Here is a 26,862-nt window from a genome sequence, read left to right as displayed (position 1 = left end):
TGTTTTCCTATTTTTTAGTAAAGGCAAAACCAGCTCGACCAGCTTTTGCTTTGAAAAGCTGTGAATAAAATGAACTGATATTGAAAAGTACAAGAGTTTCAAAGAAACTGTTGATCATTAATTATTATACAAGGAGGAAATCATGAAAAAAATCGATGGGGTAATTTTTGATATGGATGGTCTATTATTTGATACAGAACTGATTTATTATCAGTCATCTCAAAAAATAGCAGATGCGATGAACATTCCATACAGCAAAGAAGTTTATTTAGAATTTGTAGGTGTGTCGGATGAAGAGGTGCAAGAAAATTATCATCGAATCTATAAAGATTTCGGTAAAGAAAAAGTAGACGAGTTTATCCAGCGTTCGTATGATGATACCTATCAAGTATTTGAAGCCGGCGAAGTTCCATTAAAAGAGGGGGTTCTAGACTTACTCGATTATCTTGATCAACAAGAGATTCCCAGAATTGTTGCTTCAAGTAATGTCCGCCCGGCAATCGAATTATTATTAGATGGTGCTGGGATCAAGGAACGCTTTTCAGGAATTGTATCGGCAGAAGATGTGACCCGAGCAAAACCAGACCCACAAATATTTAGAAAAGCCTTAGCTAATCTTGGGACAAAGGCAGAGAACACTTTGATCTTTGAAGACTCATTTCATGGTGTAACAGCGGCTGATGCAGCAGGAATTCCTGTGATCATGGTTCCAGATCTGTTGGCACCAACCGATGAAATCAAAGCAAAAACGTTGGAAATTTTTGAGAGTTTAACTCAAGCTCCAGTTTATTTAAAAAAATAAAAACCTGACTCCTTTGCGTATCTTTTGTTAGAAGAGCATAAAGGAGTGATTTTTTGATCAAAGAAGAAAAATTATTTATTAGAGAAATGCCGGAAGATTGTTTACCTCGTGAACGTTTAGAAGTCGTAGGTGAAAAAGCCTTATCAAACCAAGAATTGTTAGCAATTTTACTAAGAACGGGTTCAAAGAATACGAATGTGATGGAGGTAGCGTCCAAATTTTTGAATTATTTCAATCACTTATATGAATTGAAAAATGCGACACTTACCGAAATGATGGAAACCAAAGGAATTGGTCGAATCAAAGCAATTGAATTAAGAGCTGCAATAGAGTTTGGTTATCGAATTCAACAAAGTACTCAATTGAAGTTAGGAAAGGTTTCTTCCAGTTATCAAATTGCCCAAAATCTGATTTATGAATTACAGGATTTTCAACAAGAGCATTTAGTCTGCTTGTATTTAAATACTAAAAATGAAGTGATTAAACAAGAGACTGTTTTTAAAGGATCCCTGAACCAGTCAGTAGCACATCCAAGAGAGATTTTTCGCAGTGCAGTGAAATGTTCTGCGGCACGTTTAATCCTCGCTCATAATCATCCAAGCGGTAATCCAACTCCATCAGAAAGTGACATTCATTTTACACAAAGAATGCAGGAATGTGGAAAGATGATGGGAATCGAGGTTTTGGATCATATCATCATTGGAGAACAAGTTTACATCAGCATGAGAGAAGAAAATTTTTTTGCGGCAGACTAGCTAGATTTCTTGCAAAAATAAGGGTTCGCATGTACAATATAGGTGTAATCTTGTTTGGGACAATATAGAAGTTTTAATTTTAAAACCCTCTATCGTACACGGGCAATGTTACAATATTTAGTGCTTAAGCACGAGGAGGAACAAAAGAATGGAACAAGGAACAGTAAAATGGTTTAACGCAGAAAAAGGATTTGGATTTATCTCTCGCGAAGACGGTAGCGATGTATTCGTACATTTCTCAGCTATTCAAGGTGAAGGATTCAAAACAATCGAAGAAGGCCAATCAGTAAGCTTCGACGTTGAAGATTCAGATCGTGGACCTCAAGCAGTTAACGTTGTAAAAAACTAATCAATCCATTCCAAAACATCTGACATTTGTCAGATGTTTTTTTTTGCTGTGAAACACTGCGATTGAGAAGTAGTGCAGATGTTTAATAGTACTAAGCGACCAAAGGGAGAGTGGTGACCGTACTAGTGAAATATCTATAGTTTACACCAAAAAAATCAAAGGAATGGCTCAATTATAAAGCAAATACGTTTCAATTAAGATCAAAAAAATAAGTAAGAATAAATCTAGCACAAAACAAAAAAGGCATCCGTGATTTACCATTCACTGGATGCCTTTAAATCGTATTAGAACTTGAATCGCTCATTTAGGTTGATAACTCCTTAAATAGATTTTTTCAATTCTTTTACTGCTTGTGTAATCGTGATACCATAAGCGATATTTGCTTGGTTATTTGCATCGATAGCCATAAACAAATTTCTCTCTGTATCAAGTGCTACACGGTATTTTAATACTTTATTACCAAATGTCATAATAATTCTCCTCTCTTGATTCTTATGAAAGGCAACGATATCTGATAACGAAATTCCATGATTACTATAACATGGCTTTTTAGAAGTGTAAAGAAGAAAGTTTTTTTACTCGGCAGTATTTTTGTTGAAAGCCCTTTTAAGTAGTATAATAGAAGTACCTAGAAGGAGGTTTTTATCATGGAAGAGACCTATAAAAATATTTTAGTGGCTGTAGATGGTTCTGATCAGTCAGAAAAAGCTTTTCAAGAAGCAATCAAGATTGCTAAACGAAATGGCGCAGCTTTACACATTTTATCTGTTATTGAAGAGATGGGTAATTATTTTGGCGAACTAACAATGTCGATGGGAACACTGATGGAAGATCTTCGTACAAGAGAAGAAGATGAAATGAAAAAAAGAGAGTCAAAAGCTCTTGAAACAGGAGTATCCCAAGTTTACACATACGTTATGTATGGCTATCCGAAAACGTTGATTGCTGATTTTACAGAGTCAAAAGAACCAATCGACTTAATTGTGATCGGTAGAACTGGTTTAAATGGTTTTGAAAGATTGATGGTAGGTTCAACGACTTCTTATGTTGTTAACCATACAAAAGCGAATGTTTTAGTAGTGAATAACGTAGTATAGAAATAAAAAAGCAACTGACAAATGAAATATGTCAGTTGCTTTTTTTGTATTCAAACTCATGAAGTCATGATCATTGGTAAAATCATTGGATGACGTTCTGTTTTTTCAAACAGGAACGGTTGTAATGCGGCTGTTATCGCATCACACAATTTCGCTTCTGTACAATTTTCATCTCGTAATGCTTCACGGATTGCATTGAACAATAAACGCTGTCCTTCATGAATCATTTCGCCTGATTCTCTCATATAGACAAATCCGCGAGATAAAATATCTGGACCAGCCAAAATTTCTTTATTTTTAATATCGACAGTCGCTACTGCTAAAACTAAACCTTCTTCTGAAAGAATTCGGCGGTCACGCAAGACGACATTTCCAATATCACCGACACCATTACCATCTACATAAACATCGCTAGCATTGAAGTGTCCGGCAATACGAGCATTATCTGATGTTAAAGCTAGCACATCGCCATTTTCCATAATGAAACAATTGTCCGCAGGTACACCAACATCTTGTGCTAACGACGCATGGATTTTTAACATCCTAAATTCACCATGAACGGGCACAAAATATTTAGGTTTCATTAAACTCAACATCAATTTTTGCTCTTCTTGGCCACCGTGACCAGAAGTATGGATATTATTGATTTTTCCATGAATAACTTCAGCACCTGCTTCTGAAAGCAAGTTGATCAGACGGTTAACACTTGTTGTATTTCCAGGAATCGGAGAACTTGAAAAGATCACTGTATCACCTGGTTGTACTGAAATTTGACGGTGCGTTCCGTTAGCGATTCGACTCAGTGCCGCCATCGGTTCACCTTGGGAACCCGTACATAAAATCATCGTTTCACCAGCAGGTAGTTGATTCAGCTCACTAGCATCCACAAATGTTCCTTTTGGCACATTGATATAGCCTAAGTGTTCACCGTTCACAATTGCATTCTCCATACTACGACCAAACACTGCTATCTTACGTCCCGTTGCAACAGCGGCATCCGCCGCCTGTTGGAGACGGAAAATATTTGAAGCAAAACTGGCAAAGATGATTCTTCCTTCTATTTTTTCAAAAATCTTTAAAATAGAAGAACCAATCGTTTTTTCTGATTTAGTAAAGGTTGGAATTTCCGCATTCGTACTATCAGAAAGTAGGCATAAGACGCCTTCTTCTCCTAATTTTGCCATACGATGCAAGTTTGCAGGTTCACCAACTGGGGTAAAGTCAAACTTGAAATCTCCTGTTGCAACGATATTTCCTGACGGTGTCTTAACAACTACACCTAAGGCATCAGGAATACTATGTGTTGTTCTAAAAAAGCTGATCGCAGTTTTACGGAAACGAATTACAGTATCTTCATTGATTTCATGAAGTTCAGCATCCCGCAATAAACCATGTTCATCCAATTTATTGGTAATCAAAGCTAAAGCTAAAGGACCAGCATAAATCGGTATATTAGCTTGACGCAATAAATATGGTACACCACCGATATGGTCTTCGTGTCCATGAGTGATAATTAACGCTTTAACTTTATGCAGATTTTGAACGATATAACTGTAATCTGGAATAACATAGTCGATCCCAAGCAAATCATCTTCTGGAAACTTGATTCCAGCATCAATAATGATGATCTCATCTTGAAATTGAACCCCATAAGTGTTCTTTCCGATCTCGCCCAAACCGCCTATTGCAAAAACGCCGGTTTCATTGTTTTTTATATTTACTTTCATATTAAAACTCCGTTAAAGAGAATTCCGCGTGCTCTTGTTCATAAGCTAGGTGATTTTCATCAAGTGCTTGAATGTATTCAATGTTGTATGGGGTATTTTCTTCTACTTGTTGACGCACGATAACATCGCTTTCTGCTTCAACATAAATAGATTTTGTATCTTCTCTTTTTGGGTTTCTTATTTTTGTTTCTTGGTAATAAACTTTATAGATCATATGTTTTTTCTCCTTTATCTGCCAAAGCAGTTAATTATTTATTTTTATATTTTCTTACTGTAATTTTTGAACACAACAAAATGAGGTGGTTGACCACCTTAAAAACAATTGTCACCAAAAACATTCGTTGATGATGAAATGAAGCCTCGACTTTGCTTCACTTTACTTGTTTTATGGAAACTGTACTTTCTTTCAACCGTCCATTGTGTTGTGCTGTACAACAATTAATCGTATTTTATCACAAAACAGCGAATAAGTATAGAAACAGACTTGCCACTTTAAAGAAAATATTATTATTCATTTGGTTCATTTAGAGGTGGGACTTTCTTTTTATTGAAATACAAATTTAGACCAATAAAATGTAGCAAATAGACGATTACTAATGTTGTTGTCATAAATGGATTACGGACGATAACACATGGAATCGCAAAAACTACAAATAAAGTTGAAAATAACTTTATTCGGCCGAGAGGGGTGATCTTTTTTTCCACAATAGATTCTTGGATATATTTTTGGTAATGGGTCGATTCAATAAATTTTGTATATAAATATTCAGAACTGCGCATCCAGAAAAAAGCGGTTAAGATATAAAATATCGTTGTGGGCAAAAGTGGTAGGAAAATTCCTATCGTTCCCAGGCAAAATGTGAGACAGCCTAAAGAAATATAAAGTATTTTTTTCATTGATTCGATCCCATCACTTTCGTCTGATTTTAGTACAAAAATTAAAGTAATCACCATTATACCATAGTAAAAATGGTCCCGTTTATTATTCTGTTGAAAAGTGTGCGATTTTCATTTAAATATAATTTACCTGGCTGTTAGTTTTATGCTATAGTGAAAGTACTGGGTCAAAAATTGAAATGGGAGATGATTGATTGAAATTGATGTGGCGTTACACGATGAGATATAAGAAGCTATTATTTTTAGATTTCATTTGTGTTTTTGGATTTATATTGATAGAACTAGGGTTGCCAACGATTTTAGCACGAATGATCGACGTTGGGATCAAAAATAATGATTATGACTATGTAAAACAGCAAGGTTTGTTGATGATTGGGATCACGGTTGTTGGTGTAGCAATGAATATCATGCTAGGGTATTTTGGTGCACGAATGACAACAAATATTGTACGTGATATTCGTGATGATCTATTTGAAAAAGTACAGACTTTTTCTCATCGTGAATATGAAACAATAGGAGTCTCTTCATTGATTACCAGAACTACAAATGATGCGTATCAAATTATGTTGTTTATGGGAAATATCTTGCGGATCGGTTTCATGACACCGATGATGTTTTTTGTCAGCTTATATATGGTTATGCGTACAAGTCCATCATTAGGTTGGCTTGTTTTAGGAGCTTTACCATTTCTTTTAGCAGCTGTGGTATTGATCGCTAAAATATCTGAACCATTATCCAATAAACAGCAAAAAAACTTAGATGGAATCAACGGAATTTTAAGAGAAAATCTTTCTGGTTTGCGAGTGATTCGTGCTTTTGTTAATGAGAAATTTGAAGAAAGTCGGTTTAGCAAAGTCAATGAAGACTATACGAAAAGCTCTAAGAGTCTTTTCCGCTTAATGGCGGCAGCACAGCCAGGATTTTTCTTTCTATTCAATATCGTGATGGTATTGATTATTTGGAAGGGTGCACTTCAGATCGAACAAGGGAGTCTATTAGTTGGGGACTTGATTGCGTTTATCGAATATATTTTCCATGCACTATTCTCATTTATGTTATTTGCAAGTGTCTTTATGATGTATCCTCGTGCAGCTGTTTCAGCTCGCCGAATCCAAGAAGCATTCGATATGGAGCCTGTGATTCGCGAAAATGAAGCGGGTATCACAGAAACGAAGACAAAAGGCTACTTAGAATTTAAAAATGTTACATTCGCTTATCCTGGACACTCAGAAAGTCCCGTGATCCGTAATGTTAGTTTTACAGCGTCACCAGGTGAAACTGTTGCGTTTATCGGTAGTACCGGGAGTGGGAAATCAACATTGATTCAACTGATCCCACGTTTTTATGATGCTTCAGAAGGTGAAGTTTTACTTGATGGAATCGATGTACGTGATTATAAATTGAGTACATTACGCAATAAAATCGGTTATATTCCACAAAAAGCGTTACTGTTTACTGGAACCATAGCAGAAAATATGCGTTATGGCAAAGAAGATGCAACAGTAGAAGAAATGGAATTAGCAGCAGAGATTGCCCAAGCAACAGAATTTATTTCGCAAAAACCTGATGGATACGATGAACTTCTTTCAGAAGGCGGAACAAATTTCTCAGGTGGTCAAAAACAACGTTTAGCAATCGCTAGAGCAGTGATTCGCCGTCCAGAGGTTTATATATTTGATGATAGCTTCTCAGCATTGGATTATCAAACAGATGCGAATTTAAGAGCACGTTTGAAAAAAGAAACAACAGAATCAACTGTTTTGATTGTCGCTCAACGAGTTGGAACGATCATGCACGCAGATAAAATCATCGTACTAAACGAAGGCGATGTCGTTGGTATCGGTACCCATCGTGAATTGCTTGAGAATTGCCCTATCTACTATGATATTGCTGCTTCTCAATTGTCAGGGGAGGAATTAGCATGAAAAACGCACTCTCTTCTATTAGACGTTTAGGCAGATATATCAATCCTTATAAGAGAACTTTCATTTTAGTGATTATCTTTACTGTTTTGACTGTTGCTTTTAATGCAGCGATGCCTTATGTTTCAGGTTTACCAATCACTGAAATCAGTAAAAATGTTGCAGCAGGGGATGGCTTGAATTACTCATATATTATCAAGTGTTTGATATGGATTTTGATCGTCGGACTTGGTTATTGTGCGGCACAATTTTTGTCAGGATTTTTAATGGCAACGGTCGTTCAACATTCAATGCGAGATTTGCGCCGTGATATCGATGAAAAAATCAATCGTCTACCTGTTTCTTATTTTGATAAGAATCAACAGGGAAATATCTTATCTCGTGTGACCAATGATGTGGATGCTGTGAGTAATGCAATGCAGCAAAGTTTTATCAATATCGTTTCAGCTATTTTAGGAATTGTTATGGCTGTTGTGATGATGTTTTATATCAATTGGTTGATGGCGTTGATTTCGATCATCATGATTCCTTTATCCTTATTTATTTCCAAAACAATCGTTGGTATTTCACAAAAATACTTCCAAGGAATGCAAAATGCGCTTGGCAGTCTAAACGGCTACGTGCAAGAAAATATGACTGGTTTTAGTGTTTTAAAACTTTATGGCCGTGAAGCAGAAACGTTACAAGGCTTTAAAAAGGTTAACCACAACTTGAATAGCTTTGGTTTTAAAGCAACGTTTATTTCAGGGTTGATGTTACCACTTGTTCAAATGACAGCTTATGGGACCTATATCGGTATGGCTGTTTTAGGTAGTTATTATGTTATTACTGGTGCTATCGTGGTTGGACAGTTGCAAGCTTTTATCCAATATATTTGGCAGATCAGTCAGCCAATGGGGAATATCACGCAATTGTCAGCGGCGTTGCAAAGTGCCTCAGCTGCGACGACACGTGTATTTGAAATCTTGGATGAACCTGAAGAAAAATTAAATGAACACGATATTCCATTACCGGAAAATGTTCAGGGGTCAGTTCAATTTGATAATGTCAGCTTTAGCTACGACCCTGCAAAACCATTGATCAGAAACTTGAACTTTGAAGTACAAGCAGGTCAGACGGTGGCGATTGTTGGACCAACGGGTGCAGGGAAAACGACATTGATCAATTTATTGATGCGATTTTATGATGTTAATGAAGGAGCAATCAAAATTGACGGTATCGATACGAAAAAAATGGATCGAAGTGATGTGCGTTCAGTCTTTGGCATGGTCTTGCAGGATGCTTGGCTATATGAAGGAACGATTGCAGACAATATCCGTTTTGGTAAATTAGATGCGACTGATTATGAAGTGGTGGATGCAGCTAAGACTGCCAATGTTGATCACTTTATCCGCACAATGCCTGATGGCTACGAGATGGAAATCAATTCTGAAGGAGACAATGTTTCTCTTGGGCAAAAACAATTATTGACGATTGCCCGAGCAGTAATTTCTGATCCAAGAATTTTGATTTTGGATGAAGCGACAAGCTCAGTTGATACTCGTTTAGAGGCGTTGATCCAAAAAGCGATGAAACGAGTAATGGAAGGGCGCACAAGCTTTGTGATCGCTCACCGTCTATCAACAATTCGTGAAGCTGACTTGATTCTTGTAATGAACCAAGGTGAAATCATTGAAAAAGGAACACATATTGAGTTATTAGAGCAAGGTGGTTTTTATGAAAAACTATATAACAGCCAGTTTGCTGAAGATGGCGATTACGATTAACAAGTATGAAGGAAAGACACCGATTAAGTGTGTCTTTCCTTTTTTGATGGGGATGAAGAAGCCTTTTTAACTACGGAATTTAGCCCAATTTGTTATACTAAAGATAGTAGAAGAGGTGAACAATATGACAAAAGAGTATTTTATTGCAGCAAGTGCCGATGTATATGGAAATGTAGTACTGGCTAAAGATACTAGTATTTGGTTTCAATCCGTGCTCAGAGGAGATAACAATACAATTACGATCAATGCAGGAAGCAATGTACAAGACGGCACAGTAATTCATGTTGATCAAGATGCCCCAGTGGTTATTGGTGAAAACGTGACGATCGGACATCACAGTATGCTTCATGGCTGTACGATAGAAGAGGGCGCCTTGATTGGGATGAGCTCAACGGTGTTAAATCATGCAGTGATTGGAAAGAATAGTTTGATCGGTGCCGGCTCCTTAGTTACGGAAGGGACGGAGATTCCACCAAATGTCTTGGCATTTGGACGACCGGCAAAAGTGATTCGCCCTTTAACGAGAGAAGAAATTCGGAAAAACAAAGAAAATGCCCAGCATTATGTAGCATTATCAAAAGAATTTGCTGCAGGAAATTATGCACGATTAGACTAGGAAAAAATCGTAGTCGGAACCATTTACATGTACCTACAAATTTTTGGCTTACTAGTTAAGAAAGAGGTGAAGAATGGATGTATTTGAAAGTTAGCGATGAAGCTCAAGTAAAATTGATTCCTTATATCGAAAGCAAAGCAGTGATTATTTTAGATTTAGACGATGGTGTTGGTAAGTATTCTAAAATGGGTATCTGCTCTCTTGATACAAGCTTTCGCTTATTGATATTGGATCAATTGCAGGATAAATCTGATTTTGATTTGACAGTAGATTCCGATATTGGGGCTATTTATATCAAAGATTATTCTAAACGCTATTTGGATGAAGAGATGACGCTAGAAGTTGATCCTCGATTACAAGTCTTTAAATTGAAAAGTCCTAGTGGGATTTTGGATGGGAATGTGCCAATTGTAGATTTAAGACCGTAATAAATTAAAAAGAGGTTGAGACAAACACCGAGGGCATCGCCCTTATGGGTATTTGTCTCAACTTCTTTTTAATCAGGTCTTTTTAGATCAAACAAGTCATTTATATGAGCATACGTATTACCTGCTAAACGTGCAATTGGTTTGAAGACTTCTGGTAAGATGTACTCACGTTCTTGATCAAATACAGCTTCATCAAAATAAAAATCGGTTATTTCGACAATAAATAAATCGGTAATGATTTGATCGTGATGATTTTTAATTGGAACATATTGATGTAACCGTGCTTCCATACGAATAGGCGCTGCCGTGATTCCAGGAACAGTCACAGATTTACTAGCAGTCGTTTCTATTTTGTTGATGGTAATTTCACTTTGATCTGCTCTTAAAGAAGCCGCTGTTTGATTCATGGATTCAACTACGTGGTCATTGACTAAGTGGATTACCAGTTCATTTGTTTCTATAATATTTCTTGCGGTATCTTTTATTTCTCCATTTCGTCTAAGAATCGATAAGGTGACTAAAGGAATATCGGAAGCTGCAGCATTAAAAAAGCTGAATGGTGCAGCATTTATAGTTTCTTGATCCTTATTCAGTGTTGTTACCCACGCGATTGGACGCGGGATGATACTGCCTGATAGAAATTTATAGGATTGTTTTGATGATAAATATTTAGTCGGATAATGCAACATAAGGCTTCTCCATTTCTCTGTTATTAACGTGCTTTATTTGCATCAGAAGTGTCAAAAGGACGAACAAATTCTTCGATTTCTTTTCTTTTTCCTTCTAAAAATGGTGGTAAAGATAATTTTTCTCCAGCTGCTTCATATGTTTCATCTTCTAAGAATCCTGGTCCATCAGTAGCTAATTCAAATAAAATATGAGGAGCCGCTCTGAAATAATCAGATTTGAAATAAAAACGTTCAACAAAACCAGAGCTAGGAAATTGAAGTTGATTGATTTTGTTGATCCAAAAACGTAATACGTCTTGATCTGCAACACGAAGAGCTAAGTGATGAACATTTCCAAAGCCTTCTTGTGCATCTGGAAGATCGTTTCGATGTTCAACAATGATACTGCCGCCATTGCCTCCTTCACCGACTTCAAATAAATGGAAATTACCTTCAGCATCGACTAGCTTAAAGCCTAACACTTCAACTAAAACTCGTTGCATATGGTCAAAATCTGCTACGGTTACAAAGACTGGACCTAATCCAATCAGCGCATGCTCAGCTGGAACGTCTGTTTTTTTCCAAGGTGTTCCACTTGCTACACCTTGATTGTTCTCATCAGAAATCAATTGATATTGCTGTTTGTCGAAATCTTCAAATTCAAGATATTTTTTACCAAAACGTTCTTGGATTTCTCCATGATCAATTTTATTTTCGTTAAAGCGTTCGATCCAATAAGCTAAAGAAGCATCGTTTTTAACGCGAAATGATGTACGAGAAATAGTATTTGTTCCTTTAGTTCCTTGCGGGATGCCAGGGAAATCGAAAAAGGTGATATCAGTACCAGCTGAACCAAGGTCGTCAGTGAAGTATAAGTGGTACGTTTCGATGTCATCCTGATTGACTGTTTTTTTGATTAGGCGCAACCCTAGAGTATCTGTAAAAAAGCGATAGATTTTTTCTGCACTTGATGTCATAGCTGTAACGTGATGAATTCCTTTAATTTGTGTATCCATAATATAAAACCTCCAAATTGATAATTATTATTTTTCACTTACTAAAAGTAAGTTTACATCTAAACTAAGAATTAAGCAACTGTTTTCTCTTCTCCTAACTATTGATGGAAAGAATAAAGAGGAGTACTATAGGGATATTAAATGAAAAAAGGAAAGTAGGGGAAAATCATGGAAGAGAAAAAAACGTTTCATGTTAATGGATATATCGCGTTAGTAGTGTTAGTTATTTTAATTATTATTGGCGGGTACTTTACTTATATTGGCGTAATGGACGAAAGTTTTGGCATGATCACAATTGGTTTGGTATTGTGGGGGATATCAGCTCTATTTTTAAGCTCATTAACGATCGTTAGTCCAAATCAGGCAAAAGCAATCTTATTTTTTGGACAATATTTAGGTACGATCAAAGAGAATGGCTTATTTGTGACAACACCTTTAACTCAAAAAATCAATGTTTCACTAAAAGTGCGCAACTTTAATAGCTCGTTGTTAAAAGTAAATGATTCCGATGGGAACCCTGTCGAAATTTCTGCAGTCGTTGTTTTCAAAGTCGTTGATACGGCTAAAGCTTTGTTTGATGTGGACCGCTACCAAGACTTTATAGAAATCCAAAGTGAAACAGCTATTCGTCACATTGCGACACAATATCCGTATGATACGTTCAACGATGATGATTTGACTCTACGTGGAAATACGACCGAAGTTTCAGAAGAAATGGCGAAAGAATTGCAAGAACGTCTAGCTGTTGCGGGAGTCGAGGTCATTGAAACACGCTTAAACCATTTAGCCTATGCGACTGAAATTGCCAGTGCGATGCTGCAAAGACAACAAGCCAAGGCGATTCTTTCAGCACGACAAATTATTGTTGAAGGAGCAGTTTCTATGACACAAATGGCTTTGGAACAGATCGAAGACGGGCAAGAAATCAATTTTACTGACGACCGTAAAGTTCAATTGATCAACAATCTTCTCGTATCGATCATTACAGATAAAGGAACCCAACCAGTTATCAACACTGGAGATGTACATGAAAGATAGAACGAAAAACGAACAGATAAAGGAGGCAGAGGCTGATAAATTAGAAGCTTCTGTCTTAGATTTTTCAAAAATATTATAAGACAAAAGAAAGTGAGTCTCCTATGCATTATAAAACAATTTTATTTGACTTAGATGGAACAATCACTGATTCTGGGGAAGGGATCATTAACTCTGTCATCTACGCTTTAAAAAAGATGAACTTAAATGTGCCGAATCAAAACGATTTATTTTCTTTTATAGGCCCGCCATTAAGTGACTCATTTAAAAATTTATGTCATTTAGATGACCAATTCACTGAGCAAGCAGTAGGTTATTACCGTGAATATTATCAAGCCAAAGGAATGTATGAAAATCACTTATATGAAGGAATACTCGAAGTACTGACCGACTTACAACAAGCGGGTTGTACTCTTTATATTGCCACCTCTAAACCAGAAATCTACGCAAAACAAATCTTAGCTCATTTTAAACTAGATCGTTATTTTGTTGGGATATATGGAGCTAGTTTGAATGGTGAACGTTCAAAAAAAGAGGATGTTATACGATATGCTCTGAAATCTGCAGGAATTACCGATTTAAACAAAACACTGATGATCGGTGACCGCAGTCATGATATGATTGGAGCAAAAGAAAATCGACTAGCGTGTATTGGTGTGTTATATGGATTCGGTGATCAAGTAGAATTGGAAACCGCTGGTGCTGATTATATAGCAGAAACTCCTGAAGATATAGAAAAAATAATTTTAGAAAAATAAATAGAAATGCGAGCTTCCAACGTAGGAGGCTCGTTTTTAATGTATTTCAGTAAACTTATTTTACTTATACGCTCAAAAACAAGATTTTATCTTAAGAAAATAAGAATAATTATGGTGATTTAGTGAAAAAGATGAGAGATTCTCAAATTTTTTAATGAAACGCTGATAAATTGATAAAAGAAAGCCCTTTCTTCGGGTATAATTAAGTTCAATACATCACATGAAGGAGAGTCTTATGAGCAAAACAAAAACAGTTATTGTAGGTACTAATCACGCAGGAATCGCTGCAGCAAACACATTATTGGATACTTATCCAGATCAAGAAGTAGTAATGATCGACCGAAATACGAACCTTAGCTATTTAGGCTGTGGAACAGCGCTATGGGTAGGACGTCAAATCGAATCTTATGAGAATTTATTTTATACGAATAAAGAAGCCTTTGAAGCAAAGGGCGCTAAAATTTTTATGGAAACTACAGTGGAAAGTGTCGATTTTAAACAAAAAAAAGTTCATTGCAAAAAACATAACGGGGAAGAATTTACAGAAAGCTATGACAAATTGATCTTAGCAACTGGGTCAGCACCAATCAATCCAATGATTCCAGGAAGGGACTTGAAAAATGTAGAATTCTTAAAACTTTTCCAAGATGGTCAAACAGTTGATGCTGCAATGGCAGATGCAGAAGTCAAAACAGTTGCTGTGATTGGGGCAGGTTACATTGGTGTTGAAATCGCTGAAGCGGCGAAACGTCGTGGCAAAAACGTTCTATTGTTTGATGCCGCAGAAAGGTGTTTACCGAATTACTATGACAAATGGTTTACAGATGATATGGACAAAGTCCTAGCTGAGCATGGTATTGAGCTTCATTACAATGAATTGGCGAAAGAATACAAAGGGACCGAAAAGGTTGAAGCGATTATAACTGACAAAGGAGAATACGCCGTAGACTTAGTAATCAATGCAATTGGGTTCAGACCCAATAATGGTTTAGGAAAAGACCACTTAGAATTATTTGCTAATGGTGCCTATCTTGTTGATCTTCATCAACAAACAAGTGACCCAGATGTCTATGCAGTAGGTGATTGCGCAACGATTTTCTCAAATGCTGTGCAGCAGACAACGTATATCGCGTTAGCAACAAACGCAGTTCGTTCAGGAATCGTCGCAGCGCATAACGTTGGTGGAACACCACTAGAATCGATCGGTGTTCAAGGGTCAAACGGTATTTCAATTTTCGGTTACCACATGGTATCTACAGGATTGACTGTTCAAGAAGCAGAAAAATTAGGCTTGAAAATAAAATATACTGAATTTGAAGATTTACAAAAACCTGGATTTATGAAAGAAAATAACAAAGTGAAAATCAGAATCGTATACGAAGAAGACTCACGCCGTATTGTTGGAGCACAGATGGCTTCTTATGAAGATATCTCAATGGGAATCCATATGTTCTCATTGGCAATCGAAGAAAAAGTAACGATCGATAAACTAAAATTACTAGATATTTTCTTCTTACCACACTTTAACCAACCATATAACTATATTACAATGGCCGCACTTAGTGCAGAATAATTACGATTTTAATGGCTGAGGACATAAGTTCTCAGCCTATTAATTTGATTTTAAAAAGAAATCAAATCTTACAAGTTAGTGACTTTTCTCTAAAAAAGTTTAAATTTAAAAAGCTTTCATGTATAATGGTTAAAGTTAAGGAAGATACATAGAAAGTAAGGAGGATTTGTTTTGGCAGAAGATAACCAAAATAATCAAGATCATTCCAATGCTTCATTCAAAGATCAGGTCTTGCGTTCTTTGCGGGGAGAAGAAATAGGGAATGATGATTCAGCTTCTTCTGAACACAATGCTCAGAACGTATCGCAGCATAACGAAGCAGAATATAATAGAACACAGCGTTCTCAAACAGATAATCAAAAAGACCCGATAAAACTAGATGAGATGGAATCAGTTGGCTCCCGCAGTACAGAGCATCACACAAAACGACCAGAGCCGTCGGATGAACAGTTGCAGATCCCTAATGAAGATAATTCTAACAAACGTACTAGAAAGAAAGAAGATCGCATTGTCAGCCGGATCGTGCTGATTGTAACATCTGTTTTGTTATTAGTTATAGCGATTTTTGGTTTTACTTTTTATAAGTACGTCAATGCAGGATTACAACCGCTTGACCCAAAAGATAGTAAATTAGTCCAAGTACACATTCCAGAAGATTCATCGAATAAGAAAATTGCCAACATTTTAGAAGACAGCAAAGTTATCAAAAGCGGAATGGTGTTTAATTATTATGCGAAATTTAAGAATCTGACTGATTTTCAGGCAGGCTATTATCAAATGTCGCCAGACATGACGCTAGATGAGATTGGTGCACTTTTAAGAGAAGGTGGAACAGCAGAGCCGACGCAACTTGCTGATGGAAAAGTAACGATTCCAGAAGGCTTTGACATTGATAAGATTGGTGATGCAATCGAAAAGAATACTAATTTTAAGAAGGATCAATTTATTGAACTGATGAAAAATCAAGCATTCTTTGATACGATGAAGGAAAAATATCCAGAGTTATTGACAAGTGCAGCTGAAGCAAAAGACGTTCGTTACCACTTTGAAGGTTACTTATTCCCAGCAACATATGACTACTACAAAGATGCAAAACTAGAAGATTTTGTCGATCAAATGATTGCGAAGTCCAATAGTGTAATCGAACCGTTTATCCCAATGGTCCATGCTAAAGGCATGACGATCCAACAAGTGTTGACACTTGCTTCATTGGTTGAAAAAGAAGGAGTAAAAGAAGAAGACCGCAAGAAAATTGCGCAAGTTTTCTTTAATCGAATTGCGGCTAATATGCCGTTACAATCAGATATTTCTATTTTATATGCGTTAGGTGAACATAAAGAATTAGTTACGTATAAAGATTTAGAAGTAGATTCACCGTATAATCTTTACAAAAATACTGGTTATGGTCCTGGACCATTTGATAGTCCTAGTGAGCAAGCAATCAACGCTGTTTTAAATCCAATAGCAAATAATTATCTTTATTTTGTTGCTGATATCTCAACTGGAAATGTTTATTTTGCTGAGACTTATGAACAACATCAAGAATATGTGGAACAATATGTAAATAAAACAGAAACTGAAAAAAGTGAATAACTTTTAAGTTTGCGTAATATATTACGAGCCAACCTATAACTTAGGCGGCTCGTTTCGCTTTACTCAGGATTTGCGCGTTCAATTACCAGAAGGAGACTGAAAGAGCAATCTATTAGAAAAAAATCTAGGAGATTTATAAAAATTAAGTGAATATTATTTACAATTTGCTTAAAGCGTGGTACTCTTTTCTGGATTGAAAGCGGAATTTTTCAACGAAAATAAAATAAAAACATTGTAGTAAGTTAAGAAGGAGAAATTAACATGGTAGAAAAAGTATTTCCTATGACACTTGAAGGCAAAGAAAAATTGGAACAAGAACTTGAAGAACTAAAAACGGTAAAACGAAAAGAAATCGTTGAACGTATAAAAATTGCAAGAAGTTTTGGCGACCTATCAGAGAACTCAGAATATGAGTCTGCCAAAGATGAGCAAGCTTTTGTAGAAGGAAAAATCACTACTTTAGAAAATATGATTCGTTTTGCGGAAATTATTGATAATAATGGCGTTGATACTGATGAAGTATCAATCGGTAAAACAGTGTCATTTATTGAATTACCTGATGGTGATGAAGAAGAATATACTATTGTAGGTAGCGCAGAAGCTGATCCATTTTCTGGTAAAATTTCAAATGATTCACCAATTGCACAAGCATTGATCGGTAAAAAATTAAATGATCAAGTCGCTATTGCAACTCCTGGTGGAGATATGCAAGTAAGAATCACAAAGGTTGGTTAACAAAACAGTTAATAAGAACAAAGGGCGGGCCAAAGCTAATATTAGTTTTGACTTGCCCTTTAAACCTGATTATATAGCGAGTTGATTCCTGTTAGTTGTAGAAAAATTAGGGCTAAAGTCCTATAGTAAAATGGGGCTTTAGCAACTAACATTAATAGGGGAATCAAGGTATACTAATTTCATAGGAAGGGGGATTATAATGAATAACCCATGGCGTTTTTTTATCGTAGTAGAAGCATTACTTTTTATATTAGCCTTATGGCAAATTATACATAACCCAGGCTTAGCAGTAGTATTAGTACTGGGTATCTTGAGTGCTGTTTATGCACTGAAAAAGGTTCATCGCAGTAATTTTAATAATTTCCAATTAGTGTTGGGTATTATCTTGATTTTAATTGGGGTAATGAATAGTCCTGCATTTTGGTTGATGTTAGTATTTGGCGTTTTATTTATTGGTTTAAAAGGTGTAGAAATCGCAGGCGTTGATATCACTCAGCGTGCACCTTGGAGAAAGAAACAAATGATCATGGTGGAAACAACTAATGTTGAACCAAAAAGCGGACGTCGTTTCAAACGTCCATGGTTTGCTAATGAACGTATCGGCAGTAATGTTTATGAATGGGATGACATCAATATAGATGTTCTTTCAGGTGATACGATCGTTGATTTAGGTAATACCTTATTGCCTAAAGATGACAGCATCATCATTATTCGTAAAGGATTTGGCCGTACAAGGATTTTAGTTCCGCTAGGCGTTGCCGTAACACTAGAACATTCTACTTTTTATGGAAATGTTAACTTTGAAGAAGAGAAATATCATCTGAAAAACGAATCATTAAGAGTCTACAGCAATGACTTTGATACAAATAACCGCCGCTTGAAAATCATGACTAATACATTGGTCGGGGATCTTGAGGTGATTCGTGTATGATGGGTAAGATTTCTCGACAGATGCTTTCCTTGTACGCCGCTTGCAGTACGTTTATTGTAGTTTTACTTACTCTATTTTCATACTTTCATTCAATCAAGCAAAAAAATTGGATGTTGGAATTACTTCAAAGGAAGGTATTTTACATTCCTTTGATTTTCCATATGCTTTTGATTTCCCTTTTGGTGGGATTATCAACGTTTTTACTCGTATCTATTGTACAAAAGGCACAATATGGTAGAATTGAAGAAAAACTTCGTTTATTAGCAAGAGGGAGCTACGAAAATCCAGCTTTGGCTAAAAATGTAGCACATGCTAGTAATGATCAATATATCGGGGAAGTTGACCGAGATATTTCCAAAGTCCAAACGAAATTATTAGAAATGTCAAAGGAATTGCAATTATTGAATAGTCGTCCCCAGTTGATGGACGGTGAAACAAAAGAAGAAATTTTAGAAGAAGAGCGTCACAGGCTCGCTAGAGAGTTACATGATTCTGTCAGTCAGCAGCTATTTGCCGCAATGATGATGCTATCAGCCCTAAATGAGCAAGCACAACGAAGTGAAACACCAGAGATATTTCGCAAACAGTTAGTAACAGTTACAGATATTATCAATGCTTCTCAATCTGAGATGCGTGCTTTATTGCTTCATTTACGTCCAGTAAGCTTAGAAGGGAAAAGTTTACGTAAAGGGATCGAGCAGTTATTAAAAGAGTTACAGACGAAAATCAAAATCGAATTGACATGGGATGTTGAAGATGTTCATTTGAATAATAGCATTGAGGACCATTTGTTTAGAATCGTTCAAGAATTATTGTCCAATACGCTTCGTCACGCTAAAGCAAAAGAACTTGAAGTTTACCTTCATCAAGTAGACAAAAATGTTTTATTGCGTTTGGTGGATGATGGTGTGGGATTTGATATGAGCGAAAATGACAATAAGGCTGGCAGTTACGGCTTAAAGAATATACGAGAACGTGTAGCTGGAATGGGCGGTATCGTTAAAATCATTAGTTTTAAAGGACAAGGGACAAGCGTTGAGATCAAAGTGCCTGTAATAAAGGAGGAAATAACAAGTGATCAAAGTAATGTTAGTGGATGACCATGAAATGGTACGATTAGGCGTATCTTCATATTTATCGATTCAAGAGGATATTGAAGTAGTTGGGGAAGCTGAAAACGGCCAGATTGGTTATGAAAAAGCATTAGAATTACGACCTGATGTGATTTTGATGGACCTAGTCATGGATGTGATGGATGGAATCGAATCAACAAAGGCGATTTTAAAAGATTGGCCGCAAGCACGAATCATTATTGTCACTAGTTTTATCGATGATGAAAAAGTTTATCCAGCGATTGAAGCTGGCGCTGCGGGTTATCTATTGAAGACCTCTACGGCTCACGAGATCGCGGATGCTATCCGTGCTATTTCTAGAGGAGAACGGGTTTTAGAACCGGAAGTAACGACTAAAATGATGGAACGTTTGACGAAAAAGCAAGAACCTGTTCTACACGAAGATTTGACGAATCGTGAACATGAAATTTTGATGTTGATCGCCAAAGGACGTAGTAACCAAGAAATCGCTGATGAGCTATTTATTACGCTTAAAACGGTAAAAACCCACGTATCAAATATCTTAGCAAAATTAGATGTTGAAGACCGAACACAAGCGGCTATTTATGCGTTTCAGCACGGGTTAGCAAAATAACAAGTTGAATCAAATGTTGATTCAAGGTGAATGAGATAAACGTTACTAGTTTGTCTTGCTCGCCTTTTTTGTATATTAATTAGTAACGAAATAAAACCTCTGTTTCTGTTCAATTGTCAGTCTGTTTGTTATACTTAAATTAAATTTAACGGTAGGAGAAATAAACATGAAGCAAAATTTTGCAATTATTGGTCTAGGAAGATTTGGCGGTAGTATCTGTCAGACTTTGATCGAATCTGGTCAAGAAGTTTTAGCTATTGATAGTAATGAAGATCGAGTGAATGAATATATGAATATCGCAACGCATGCTGTTGTGGCAAACGCCCAAGATGAAGCGACACTGCGCTCTCTAGGTATTCGTAATTTCGACCACGTCGTTGTTGCGATCGGTGAGGATATCCAGGCAAGTATTTTGGTTACTCTAATGGTCAAAGAAATGGGTGTGCCAAACGTTTTAGCGAAAGCTGTAAATGAGTATCATGCAAGAGTGCTAGACAAAATTGGTGCAGACTTAGTTGTCCATCCAGAACGTGATATGGGCATCAGAGTGGCACATAAATTGGTTTCTAGAAATATTTTAGATTATATTGAACTATCAAATGAAGTGTCATTAGCAGAAGTTCGTGTCTCTAATCCAAAATTTTATGGCAAAACTTTAGGTGATTTGAACTTTCGCCAGCGTTTTGGGCTAACGGTAGTTGCTATACGTCGCTCAAAATCACAAGTAATTGCATCTCCTGCTGCAGAAGAGATGGTCAGAGAAAACGATAATTTATTAGTTGTTGGGGAAACCGACGATGTTGATTTGTTGGATGAAAAAATGAATGAGTAAGTTCAAGCACTTTATTCTCTGAAAATCAGACTCTATGCTAAAATGACAAGTGGATACGTAAACTAGTCTCTCAGAAAAAAGCTAAATTATGAAAGAGACAAAAAGCATCGTAGTCATAATTTCCTATTTTCAGTCAGATTTGAGCCCGTTACGCTTTTAAATTAGGAGGAACTTAAAGATGAAATTAACAATTACGCCACGTGCACAACAATGGTTTAAAAATGAAGTAGGTGTTACTTCAGATAGTGGTATACGCTTTTATGGTAAAATTTATGGTAAGACAGATGTTCATGAAGGCTTTTCTATCGCAATGTCTGTTGAAGCTCCAGATCAACCGTTGGTCAAAGAAGAGATAGATGGGATTACTTATTTTATTGAAGAAACCGATGATTGGTTTTTTAAAGGATATGATTTATTTGTGGACTATGATGAAGAAGCAGATGAGCCAAAATATAAATTTGCTGAAAATAAAGAAGACCTGAAACAATAGTTTGATTATTTTTCAAACTATGGTGAGATAAAAAAGTGGAGCAAAACTATTTGTTGGTTTTGCTCCACTTTTTAAACATGAATATACAGCCTTAACGAAATAAAATAGGTGTATCAACCAACTAAAGAAGAAGTTTTTTCTGTATATCTTTTATGTAAAGTATCAATGAGACTCACTTGATAATCTAGTGCGGGGGATAATGGGATTATCTGAAAATTACCAGTCAGTCTGATTTTATCTGGTAATAAAAGTTTTGATGCCGCTATGTAAAAATCATAGTCATCCTCAGATGTTGAAGAAACAAATGAGACAGAGATAAATGAAATTTGTTCTAAAAAATCAAATAGAGATTGTAGGAAAATGGCATTGGGTGACAAAATAATGCCTACATTTAATTGATACTTTTTATTGCTGCGTTCGTAAAAAGGAAGCAGTAAAAAGGAACAAATATAAACTAAATCTTCTAAACAATTTTTGATCCAAGCGAATTCTGGCTCTGAAATAATCTCTTCTAAGAACGTTCTGACTTCTCTGGAAAGAGGTTCATATAAGGGATTTTGTTCTTTCATACAGGATTCCATAAAATTAATAGCGATTGGTAGTGAATCTTTTATTACAAAATGATTCAGACAGGTAGTGAAAATATTCGTATTCAGCACCTCTTTTTCATTATCAGAAAGTTTTTTTTCTGAAAATAAAGGTTGGTAAAAGGCATTAAAACGCTCAATTAAATTACCTAACGGTTGCTGATCACTTGCCATGTATTCTTTTACATAATGGATTCTAGGATCATCTGCATAAAAATAAATATTCCAGTAAAACATCATAAATGAAAGAAAAGTCGATTCTCTTTCAATAAAATGCTGAGGAATCTTCGCTTTTTCTAATTTTTTAACAAAGGAAATACTTGTTTGTGGAAAAGTTAGTTGTTTGAATGGTGGCTCAATAATGAAATGCTTCTTTTGGATTCGCAATTGAGAAATTGTTGTTAATAAATACCATTCTCTGGGCTCTATATATGTCATCCATTGATGGTCTTCGGGATCGAATAAATCAAAGCCTCTTTTTGTTTCATCTAAAGCTAAAAAAAGATCTTCGCCATAAGATGCAATCCAAAAGAAGTTTAAATAAACGATCCGAATTAAGTTTTCTTTTCCAGTGATCCGAAGTTTTGTACAATTTAACTGGATATCAAAATCCTTTAAATAATTAATCATAGGTTGAAGCCTTCGGATAATCGATGCTCGGCTAATAAAGTGATCCCTACAAAAATTTTCGATTGTGTATTCTTTTTCTAAAATGGTTGCAAGTAAAAATTTATAAGGTAAACTTTTGCGAAATAAAAATTGAGAATATGGAATATCACGTAACTTTGATGAATCTATGTGTACCTTCCCTTGATCCGTTAATAACTCAAAACCTTGTTTTTCCATGAGATCTGCATGTATTTCTGAAAACAATGAGTTCAAGCGAGCGTAAGAAAAGTCTGTGAATTGTTCAAAGTAATGAACACTGTATGTACCATCAGCCGTGGTCAATAAGTGATTAAAGACGCTGATTTTACGTTGGGCAACATCATCTAATAAAATGTCTTCTAGCATATTTAGTCTCCCTTTGTAATTAATTATGATTTTTCTGATAATAAAAGTTATTAATTTTACAAAAAATAATATATTATAGATACAAATCATTTACTCTATCTATAATAACCATTTATCTGTTGGATTTCAATTAGAAATTAAAGATAAAAAAAACATAGTTCAATTATTTTGAATTAGTTTTATACTCTATTTTTTATTTGTAATCGCTGTATTTATTATGGTTTAAGTAATCATATTTTTAGTTTAATTAAAAAATATGTGTTATTTATATTGGGGGGATTTATTTTTTGCTCTTGTTTTTTCTTTGAGTCAATTGTTGAAAAAAGTAATTAAAACTATTTATAATTTCATTATTATTCTGTTGTAGATATGTGCTATAATCATAAAAGAATACTTTTTGGAGGAAATGTCATGCTATCAATTATTGTTCCTTGTTACAACGAAGAGGAATCAATTCCTCTGTTTTTTGAAGAAGTGGAGAAGATAAGTTCACAAATTCAACATAACATAGAATACATATTTATTAATGATGGATCAAAAGATCAAACCCTAAATGCACTAAGAAAATTATATAAAGAGAATCCTGAAAAAGTGCGCTATCTTTCTTTTTCTAGAAATTTTGGGAAAGAAGCAGGACTCTATGCAGGACTTAAAGAAGCTAAAGGTAGCTTGATTACAGTGATGGATGTGGATTTACAAGATCCGCCTGAGCTGTTGCCTGAAATGATTCGAATGCTAGAGACAAATAAAGAATTAGATTGCATTGGCACAAGACGGGGTGATCGTGAAGGGGAACCTATTATCCGCAGCTTCTTTGCTAGAATGTTTTATCGATTAGTCAACAAAATCGGAGAAACAGAAATGGTTGATGGTGCTAGAGATTTTCGTTTAATGACACGTCAAATGGTAGATGCTATTTTAGAACTGACGGAGTATAATCGTTTTTCAAAAGGTATTTTTAGCTGGGTCGGTTTTAACACGGAGTATCTTTCTTATGAAAATCGCGAACGTGTAGCGGGTGCTACATCATGGTCTTTTTGGAGTTTATTAAGTTATTCGATTGATGGGATTGTCAATTTTTCAGAAGCACCGCTGAATTTGGCTTCTTATGTTGGAGCCTTCTCGTGTGTGGGATCAGTCATGGCGATGCTTGTTATTTTCTTTAGAACAATCATCAAAGGAGATCCTACTAGTGGTTGGCCTTCGATGGTGTGTATTATTTTATTTGTCGGTGGACTGCAATTACTTTGTCTTGGAATCATTGGGAAATATATCGGGAAAATTTTCTTAGAGACAAAGAAACGCCCAATTTATCTCGTGAAGGAAACAGAAAAAGATCAACAACAATAAAAAATACTGACTCGAATCTTTTATAGTGATTCGGGTCAGTATTTTTTATTTAGGTCAATACCCTTGGTGTAAGGCAATTTCATTTTTTGCTAACGTACCATCTTTTAGAAACTGTCTAAGGTTTTGTGTGAAAATCGTCAAAAGTTTTGACTTGAAACTAGGTGTTAAACCAGATACATGAGGAGTAATCAAAACATTCTCCATTTCCCATAATGGACTGTTATAAGGCAAAGGTTCTTCTTCAAAAACATCTAGAGCGGCAAAGCTTAATTGGCCTGTATTTAATGCATGGATCAAGTCGTTTGTGTTAACAGAAGGACCACGCCCGACATTCACAAAGACAGTACCAGGCTTCATGGCAAGAAACATTCGTTCGTTATACATTTGATACGTATCATCTGTCAGAGGGAGAATGTTTACAACAATATCCATCTCCTTCACGATACGGCTCATATTTTTATGAGAATAACACTCGATGAAGCCATTTGTTACATGACCAGAAGTGTTTACTCCATATGTTTGAATCCCTAATCCTTGTGCAAAGCTAGCAAGTTGTTGGCCGATGTGTCCAGTGCCGACAATCAGCATTTTTTGCATAGACAGTTGCTGATAGGAAATATTCTCTCTTGTCCATTCTTTTTTTGCTTGATTAATGATACTGGTACGAATGCCTCTAAACTCAGCTAATAAAACACCTAAAACATGTTCTGAAATTGAAATACTATGAATACCGCTAGCGTTAGACAGCAAAATACCTTTTTTAGAAAAATGGTCTAAATCATAGGTGTCCACACCAGCAGAAATAGATTGGACCCATTTTAGACGGCTCGTTTCAGAATCCAATAATCGCTGTCCTAAATCTTTATTCCAGCCTAACATGATCTCAATATCGTCCTCAATCATTTGTGGTGATTCTCTGGTAGCATCAATAACAATATAATCAGGAGCGTTTTGTCTGATTGTCTCAACTTGTTCTTCTTTCATCTGTTCATAAAGATAAATTAGTGGTTGTCCCATGTTGATTCCCCCTTGCTAATCCATTGTAACAAAAAAGCACCTCAAACAAAAAAAGATTGAACTATTGCTAGTTTCAATCTTTTTTTGAGAATCATCTATATTATATTTTTTCTCCACGAGCATATGCTGCGGCAAGACTATCAACTTCTTTTTTCAACTCATCAACCATAATTTCTTCTGGAACGGTACGAATGATTTTGCCTTTTTTGAAAAGCATTCCTTTACCATGTCCACCGGCAATCCCAATATCAGCTTCACGTGCTTCACCGGGACCATTAACGGCACAGCCTAAAACAGCAACTTTGATTGGAGCCTTGATTTTTTCGATATATTCTTCGATTTCATTAGCAATCGGAATCAAATCAATTTCGATTCGGCCGCAAGTAGGACAAGAAATCAATGTAGCGGCATTACTTGCTAAACCAAAAGCTTTTAAAACTTCTTTAGCCACTTTGATTTCTTCTACAGGATCAGCGGATAATGAAACACGACAAGTATTTCCGATACCTCGAGACAGCAATGCACCAAGTCCTGCGGCAGACTTCATTCCGCCAGAAAATTTGGTCCCAGCTTCAGTGATTCCTAAATGTAGAGGATAATCAAACGTTTGTGCAGCTAAAGTATAGGCTTCAATAGCTAAGTTAACATCACTAGCTTTTAATGAAACGATAATATCGTAAAATTCTAAATCTTCAAGTATTTTAATATGTTCAACAGCACTGGCAACCATAGCCTCAGCCGTTGGATAACCATATTGCTGTAAGAATTTTTTTTCTAGAGAACCCGCATTAACACCGATTCTTATTGGTATCCCTTTAGATTTACAAGCGGTAACAACTTTTTCTACACGGTCTTTACGTCCGATATTTCCAGGATTGATTCGGATCTTATCAACACCTTGTTCGATTGCTTTTAATGCTAAGCGGTAGTCGAAATGAATATCAGCAACTAAAGGAATTGAAATTTGACTTTTGATAGCACCTAACGCTTCAGCTGCTGCATCATCTGGAACAGCTACTCGAACGATTTGACAGCCAGCATCTTCCAAACGCTTGATTTGAGCTACAGTACCTTCAATATCATGTGTTTTTGTTGTGCACATACTTTGAATGAATAATTCATCATTTCCGCCAATCGTTAAGTCGCCGACCTTAACTTGACGTGTATTTTTACGATGGGTCAATTCTCCCATAATGA

28 protein-coding genes are annotated in these 26,862 nt (G+C 35.9%); 19 read left to right on the top strand and 9 right to left on the bottom strand.

Going from position 1 to position 26,862, the window contains the following annotated elements:
• Window positions 1-142: 142 nt before the first annotated feature.
• The 3 genes from BCR21_RS06390 to BCR21_RS06380 all read left to right on the top strand — a co-directional run bounded on the left by BCR21_RS06390 (window position 143) and on the right by BCR21_RS06380 (window position 1,906).
• Window positions 143-802, top strand: coding sequence for an HAD family hydrolase (locus BCR21_RS06390; RefSeq protein ID WP_069645649.1), 660 nt, complete (start codon window positions 143-145; stop codon window positions 800-802).
• An 86-nt stretch (window positions 803-888) separates the two neighbouring features.
• On the top strand, window positions 889-1,557 hold the full coding sequence (radC, locus tag BCR21_RS06385; protein ID WP_069646029.1) for a RadC family protein: 669 nt from the start codon (window positions 889-891) through the stop codon (window positions 1,555-1,557).
• A gap of 148 nt (window positions 1,558-1,705) precedes the next feature.
• Complete coding sequence (locus tag BCR21_RS06380) at window positions 1,706-1,906, top strand: cold-shock protein (protein ID WP_010760372.1); 201 nt, start codon at window positions 1,706-1,708, stop codon at window positions 1,904-1,906.
• Window positions 1,907-2,226: 320 nt separating this feature from the next.
• Here the strand turns inward: BCR21_RS06380 and BCR21_RS16985 are convergent, their stop codons facing one another.
• Complete coding sequence (locus BCR21_RS16985; RefSeq protein ID WP_167351769.1) at window positions 2,227-2,376, bottom strand: hypothetical protein; 150 nt, start codon at window positions 2,374-2,376, stop codon at window positions 2,227-2,229.
• Window positions 2,377-2,553: 177 nt separating this feature from the next.
• Here BCR21_RS16985 and BCR21_RS06375 point away from each other — a divergent pair, with 177 nt between their 5' ends.
• Complete coding sequence (locus tag BCR21_RS06375; protein ID WP_069645648.1) at window positions 2,554-3,003, top strand: universal stress protein; 450 nt, start codon at window positions 2,554-2,556, stop codon at window positions 3,001-3,003.
• A gap of 56 nt (window positions 3,004-3,059) precedes the next feature.
• On the opposite strand, the gene rnjA is transcribed toward BCR21_RS06375, so the two are convergent.
• The 3 genes from rnjA to BCR21_RS06360 all read right to left on the bottom strand — a co-directional run bounded on the left by rnjA (window position 3,060) and on the right by BCR21_RS06360 (window position 5,627).
• Complete coding sequence (rnjA, locus tag BCR21_RS06370) at window positions 3,060-4,730, bottom strand: ribonuclease J1 (RefSeq protein WP_069645647.1); 1,671 nt, start codon at window positions 4,728-4,730, stop codon at window positions 3,060-3,062.
• Between the two features lies 1 nt (window position 4,731).
• Window positions 4,732-4,944: a DNA-directed RNA polymerase subunit epsilon gene (locus tag BCR21_RS06365; protein WP_069645646.1), complete on the bottom strand. Its 213-nt coding sequence runs from the start codon at window positions 4,942-4,944 to the stop codon at window positions 4,732-4,734.
• A gap of 293 nt (window positions 4,945-5,237) precedes the next feature.
• Window positions 5,238-5,627 (bottom strand): YbaN family protein, encoded by a 390-nt coding sequence (locus BCR21_RS06360; RefSeq protein WP_069646028.1) that lies wholly within the window; start codon window positions 5,625-5,627, stop codon window positions 5,238-5,240.
• Between the two features lie 194 nt (window positions 5,628-5,821).
• Here BCR21_RS06360 and BCR21_RS06355 point away from each other — a divergent pair, with 194 nt between their 5' ends.
• From BCR21_RS06355 to BCR21_RS06340, 4 genes are all read left to right on the top strand, one after another.
• Window positions 5,822-7,552: an ABC transporter ATP-binding protein gene (locus BCR21_RS06355; RefSeq protein WP_069645645.1), complete on the top strand. Its 1,731-nt coding sequence runs from the start codon at window positions 5,822-5,824 to the stop codon at window positions 7,550-7,552.
• Window positions 7,549-9,315, top strand: coding sequence for a multidrug efflux ABC transporter subunit EfrB (efrB, locus tag BCR21_RS06350; RefSeq protein ID WP_069645644.1), 1,767 nt, complete (start codon window positions 7,549-7,551; stop codon window positions 9,313-9,315). Before BCR21_RS06355 ends, efrB begins: the two co-directional genes overlap by 4 nt.
• A 124-nt stretch (window positions 9,316-9,439) precedes the next feature.
• Window positions 9,440-9,931, top strand: coding sequence for a gamma carbonic anhydrase family protein (locus BCR21_RS06345; protein ID WP_069645643.1), 492 nt, complete (start codon window positions 9,440-9,442; stop codon window positions 9,929-9,931).
• A gap of 77 nt (window positions 9,932-10,008) precedes the next feature.
• A complete protein-coding gene (locus BCR21_RS06340; RefSeq protein ID WP_069645642.1) occupies window positions 10,009-10,359 on the top strand; it encodes an iron-sulfur cluster biosynthesis family protein in 351 nt (116 codons plus the stop codon).
• A 68-nt stretch (window positions 10,360-10,427) separates the two neighbouring features.
• Here the strand turns inward: BCR21_RS06340 and BCR21_RS06335 are convergent, their stop codons facing one another.
• Both BCR21_RS06335 and BCR21_RS06330 read right to left on the bottom strand, forming a co-directional pair.
• The gene (locus BCR21_RS06335) at window positions 10,428-11,048 is read right to left on the bottom strand and encodes a flavin reductase family protein (RefSeq protein WP_069645641.1); all 621 of its coding nucleotides are present in this window, start codon (window positions 11,046-11,048) and stop codon (window positions 10,428-10,430) included.
• 23 nt (window positions 11,049-11,071) lie between these two features.
• On the bottom strand, window positions 11,072-12,043 hold the full coding sequence (locus tag BCR21_RS06330) for a ring-cleaving dioxygenase (RefSeq protein WP_069645640.1): 972 nt from the start codon (window positions 12,041-12,043) through the stop codon (window positions 11,072-11,074).
• Between the two features lie 168 nt (window positions 12,044-12,211).
• Between BCR21_RS06330 and BCR21_RS06325 the strand changes: the two genes are divergently transcribed.
• The 10 genes from BCR21_RS06325 (at window position 12,212) to BCR21_RS06280 (ending at window position 21,697) form a co-directional block, all read left to right on the top strand.
• The gene (locus BCR21_RS06325; protein WP_069645639.1) at window positions 12,212-13,081 is read left to right on the top strand and encodes an SPFH domain-containing protein; all 870 of its coding nucleotides are present in this window, start codon (window positions 12,212-12,214) and stop codon (window positions 13,079-13,081) included.
• 101 nt (window positions 13,082-13,182) lie between these two features.
• On the top strand, window positions 13,183-13,836 hold the full coding sequence (locus BCR21_RS06320) for an HAD family hydrolase (protein ID WP_069645638.1): 654 nt from the start codon (window positions 13,183-13,185) through the stop codon (window positions 13,834-13,836).
• Window positions 13,837-14,071: 235 nt separating this feature from the next.
• Window positions 14,072-15,409, top strand: coding sequence for a H2O-forming NADH oxidase (gene nox / locus BCR21_RS06315; RefSeq protein ID WP_069645637.1), 1,338 nt, complete (start codon window positions 14,072-14,074; stop codon window positions 15,407-15,409).
• Between the two features lie 171 nt (window positions 15,410-15,580).
• Entirely contained in the window at window positions 15,581-17,002 is a 1,422-nt protein-coding gene (gene mltG, locus BCR21_RS06310; RefSeq protein ID WP_069645636.1) for an endolytic transglycosylase MltG, read from the top strand.
• Between the two features lie 261 nt (window positions 17,003-17,263).
• On the top strand, window positions 17,264-17,737 hold the full coding sequence (greA, locus tag BCR21_RS06305; protein ID WP_069645635.1) for a transcription elongation factor GreA: 474 nt from the start codon (window positions 17,264-17,266) through the stop codon (window positions 17,735-17,737).
• A gap of 199 nt (window positions 17,738-17,936) precedes the next feature.
• Window positions 17,937-18,668, top strand: coding sequence for a cell wall-active antibiotics response protein LiaF (gene liaF / locus BCR21_RS06300; protein ID WP_069645634.1), 732 nt, complete (start codon window positions 17,937-17,939; stop codon window positions 18,666-18,668).
• Entirely contained in the window at window positions 18,665-19,768 is a 1,104-nt protein-coding gene (locus tag BCR21_RS06295) for a sensor histidine kinase (RefSeq protein WP_069645633.1), read from the top strand. Before liaF ends, BCR21_RS06295 begins: the two co-directional genes overlap by 4 nt.
• Window positions 19,743-20,375: a response regulator gene (locus tag BCR21_RS06290; RefSeq protein ID WP_010765961.1), complete on the top strand. Its 633-nt coding sequence runs from the start codon at window positions 19,743-19,745 to the stop codon at window positions 20,373-20,375. Before BCR21_RS06295 ends, BCR21_RS06290 begins: the two co-directional genes overlap by 26 nt.
• Window positions 20,376-20,541: 166 nt before the next feature.
• Window positions 20,542-21,207 carry a potassium channel family protein gene (locus BCR21_RS06285; protein ID WP_069645632.1) on the top strand — a complete coding sequence of 222 codons (666 nt, stop codon included), beginning with the start codon at window positions 20,542-20,544 and terminating at the stop codon, window positions 21,205-21,207.
• Window positions 21,208-21,385: 178 nt separating this feature from the next.
• A complete protein-coding gene (locus BCR21_RS06280) occupies window positions 21,386-21,697 on the top strand; it encodes a HesB/YadR/YfhF family protein (protein WP_069645631.1) in 312 nt (103 codons plus the stop codon).
• A 113-nt stretch (window positions 21,698-21,810) separates the two neighbouring features.
• Here the strand turns inward: BCR21_RS06280 and BCR21_RS06275 are convergent, their stop codons facing one another.
• Window positions 21,811-23,298, bottom strand: a complete 1,488-nt coding sequence (locus tag BCR21_RS06275) for a helix-turn-helix domain-containing protein (RefSeq protein ID WP_069645630.1) — start codon at window positions 23,296-23,298, stop codon at window positions 21,811-21,813.
• Window positions 23,299-23,709: 411 nt separating this feature from the next.
• Between BCR21_RS06275 and BCR21_RS06270 the strand changes: the two genes are divergently transcribed.
• Window positions 23,710-24,648 (top strand): glycosyltransferase family 2 protein, encoded by a 939-nt coding sequence (locus BCR21_RS06270; protein ID WP_069645629.1) that lies wholly within the window; start codon window positions 23,710-23,712, stop codon window positions 24,646-24,648.
• 54 nt (window positions 24,649-24,702) lie between these two features.
• Here the strand turns inward: BCR21_RS06270 and BCR21_RS06265 are convergent, their stop codons facing one another.
• Both BCR21_RS06265 and ispG read right to left on the bottom strand, forming a co-directional pair.
• Window positions 24,703-25,665 (bottom strand): phosphoglycerate dehydrogenase, encoded by a 963-nt coding sequence (locus tag BCR21_RS06265; protein ID WP_069645628.1) that lies wholly within the window; start codon window positions 25,663-25,665, stop codon window positions 24,703-24,705.
• A 100-nt stretch (window positions 25,666-25,765) separates the two neighbouring features.
• Window positions 25,766-26,857 (bottom strand): flavodoxin-dependent (E)-4-hydroxy-3-methylbut-2-enyl-diphosphate synthase, encoded by a 1,092-nt coding sequence (gene ispG, locus BCR21_RS06260; protein WP_069645627.1) that lies wholly within the window; start codon window positions 26,855-26,857, stop codon window positions 25,766-25,768.
• Window positions 26,858-26,862 lie beyond the last annotated feature (5 nt).

Source organism: Enterococcus ureasiticus (assembly GCF_001730285.1).
In the GTDB taxonomy this organism is placed as follows: domain Bacteria; phylum Bacillota; class Bacilli; order Lactobacillales; family Enterococcaceae; genus Enterococcus_L; species Enterococcus_L ureasiticus.
The sequence above is the reverse complement of the archived record's forward strand: the minus strand, read 5'-3'. Positions and strand labels throughout refer to the sequence as shown.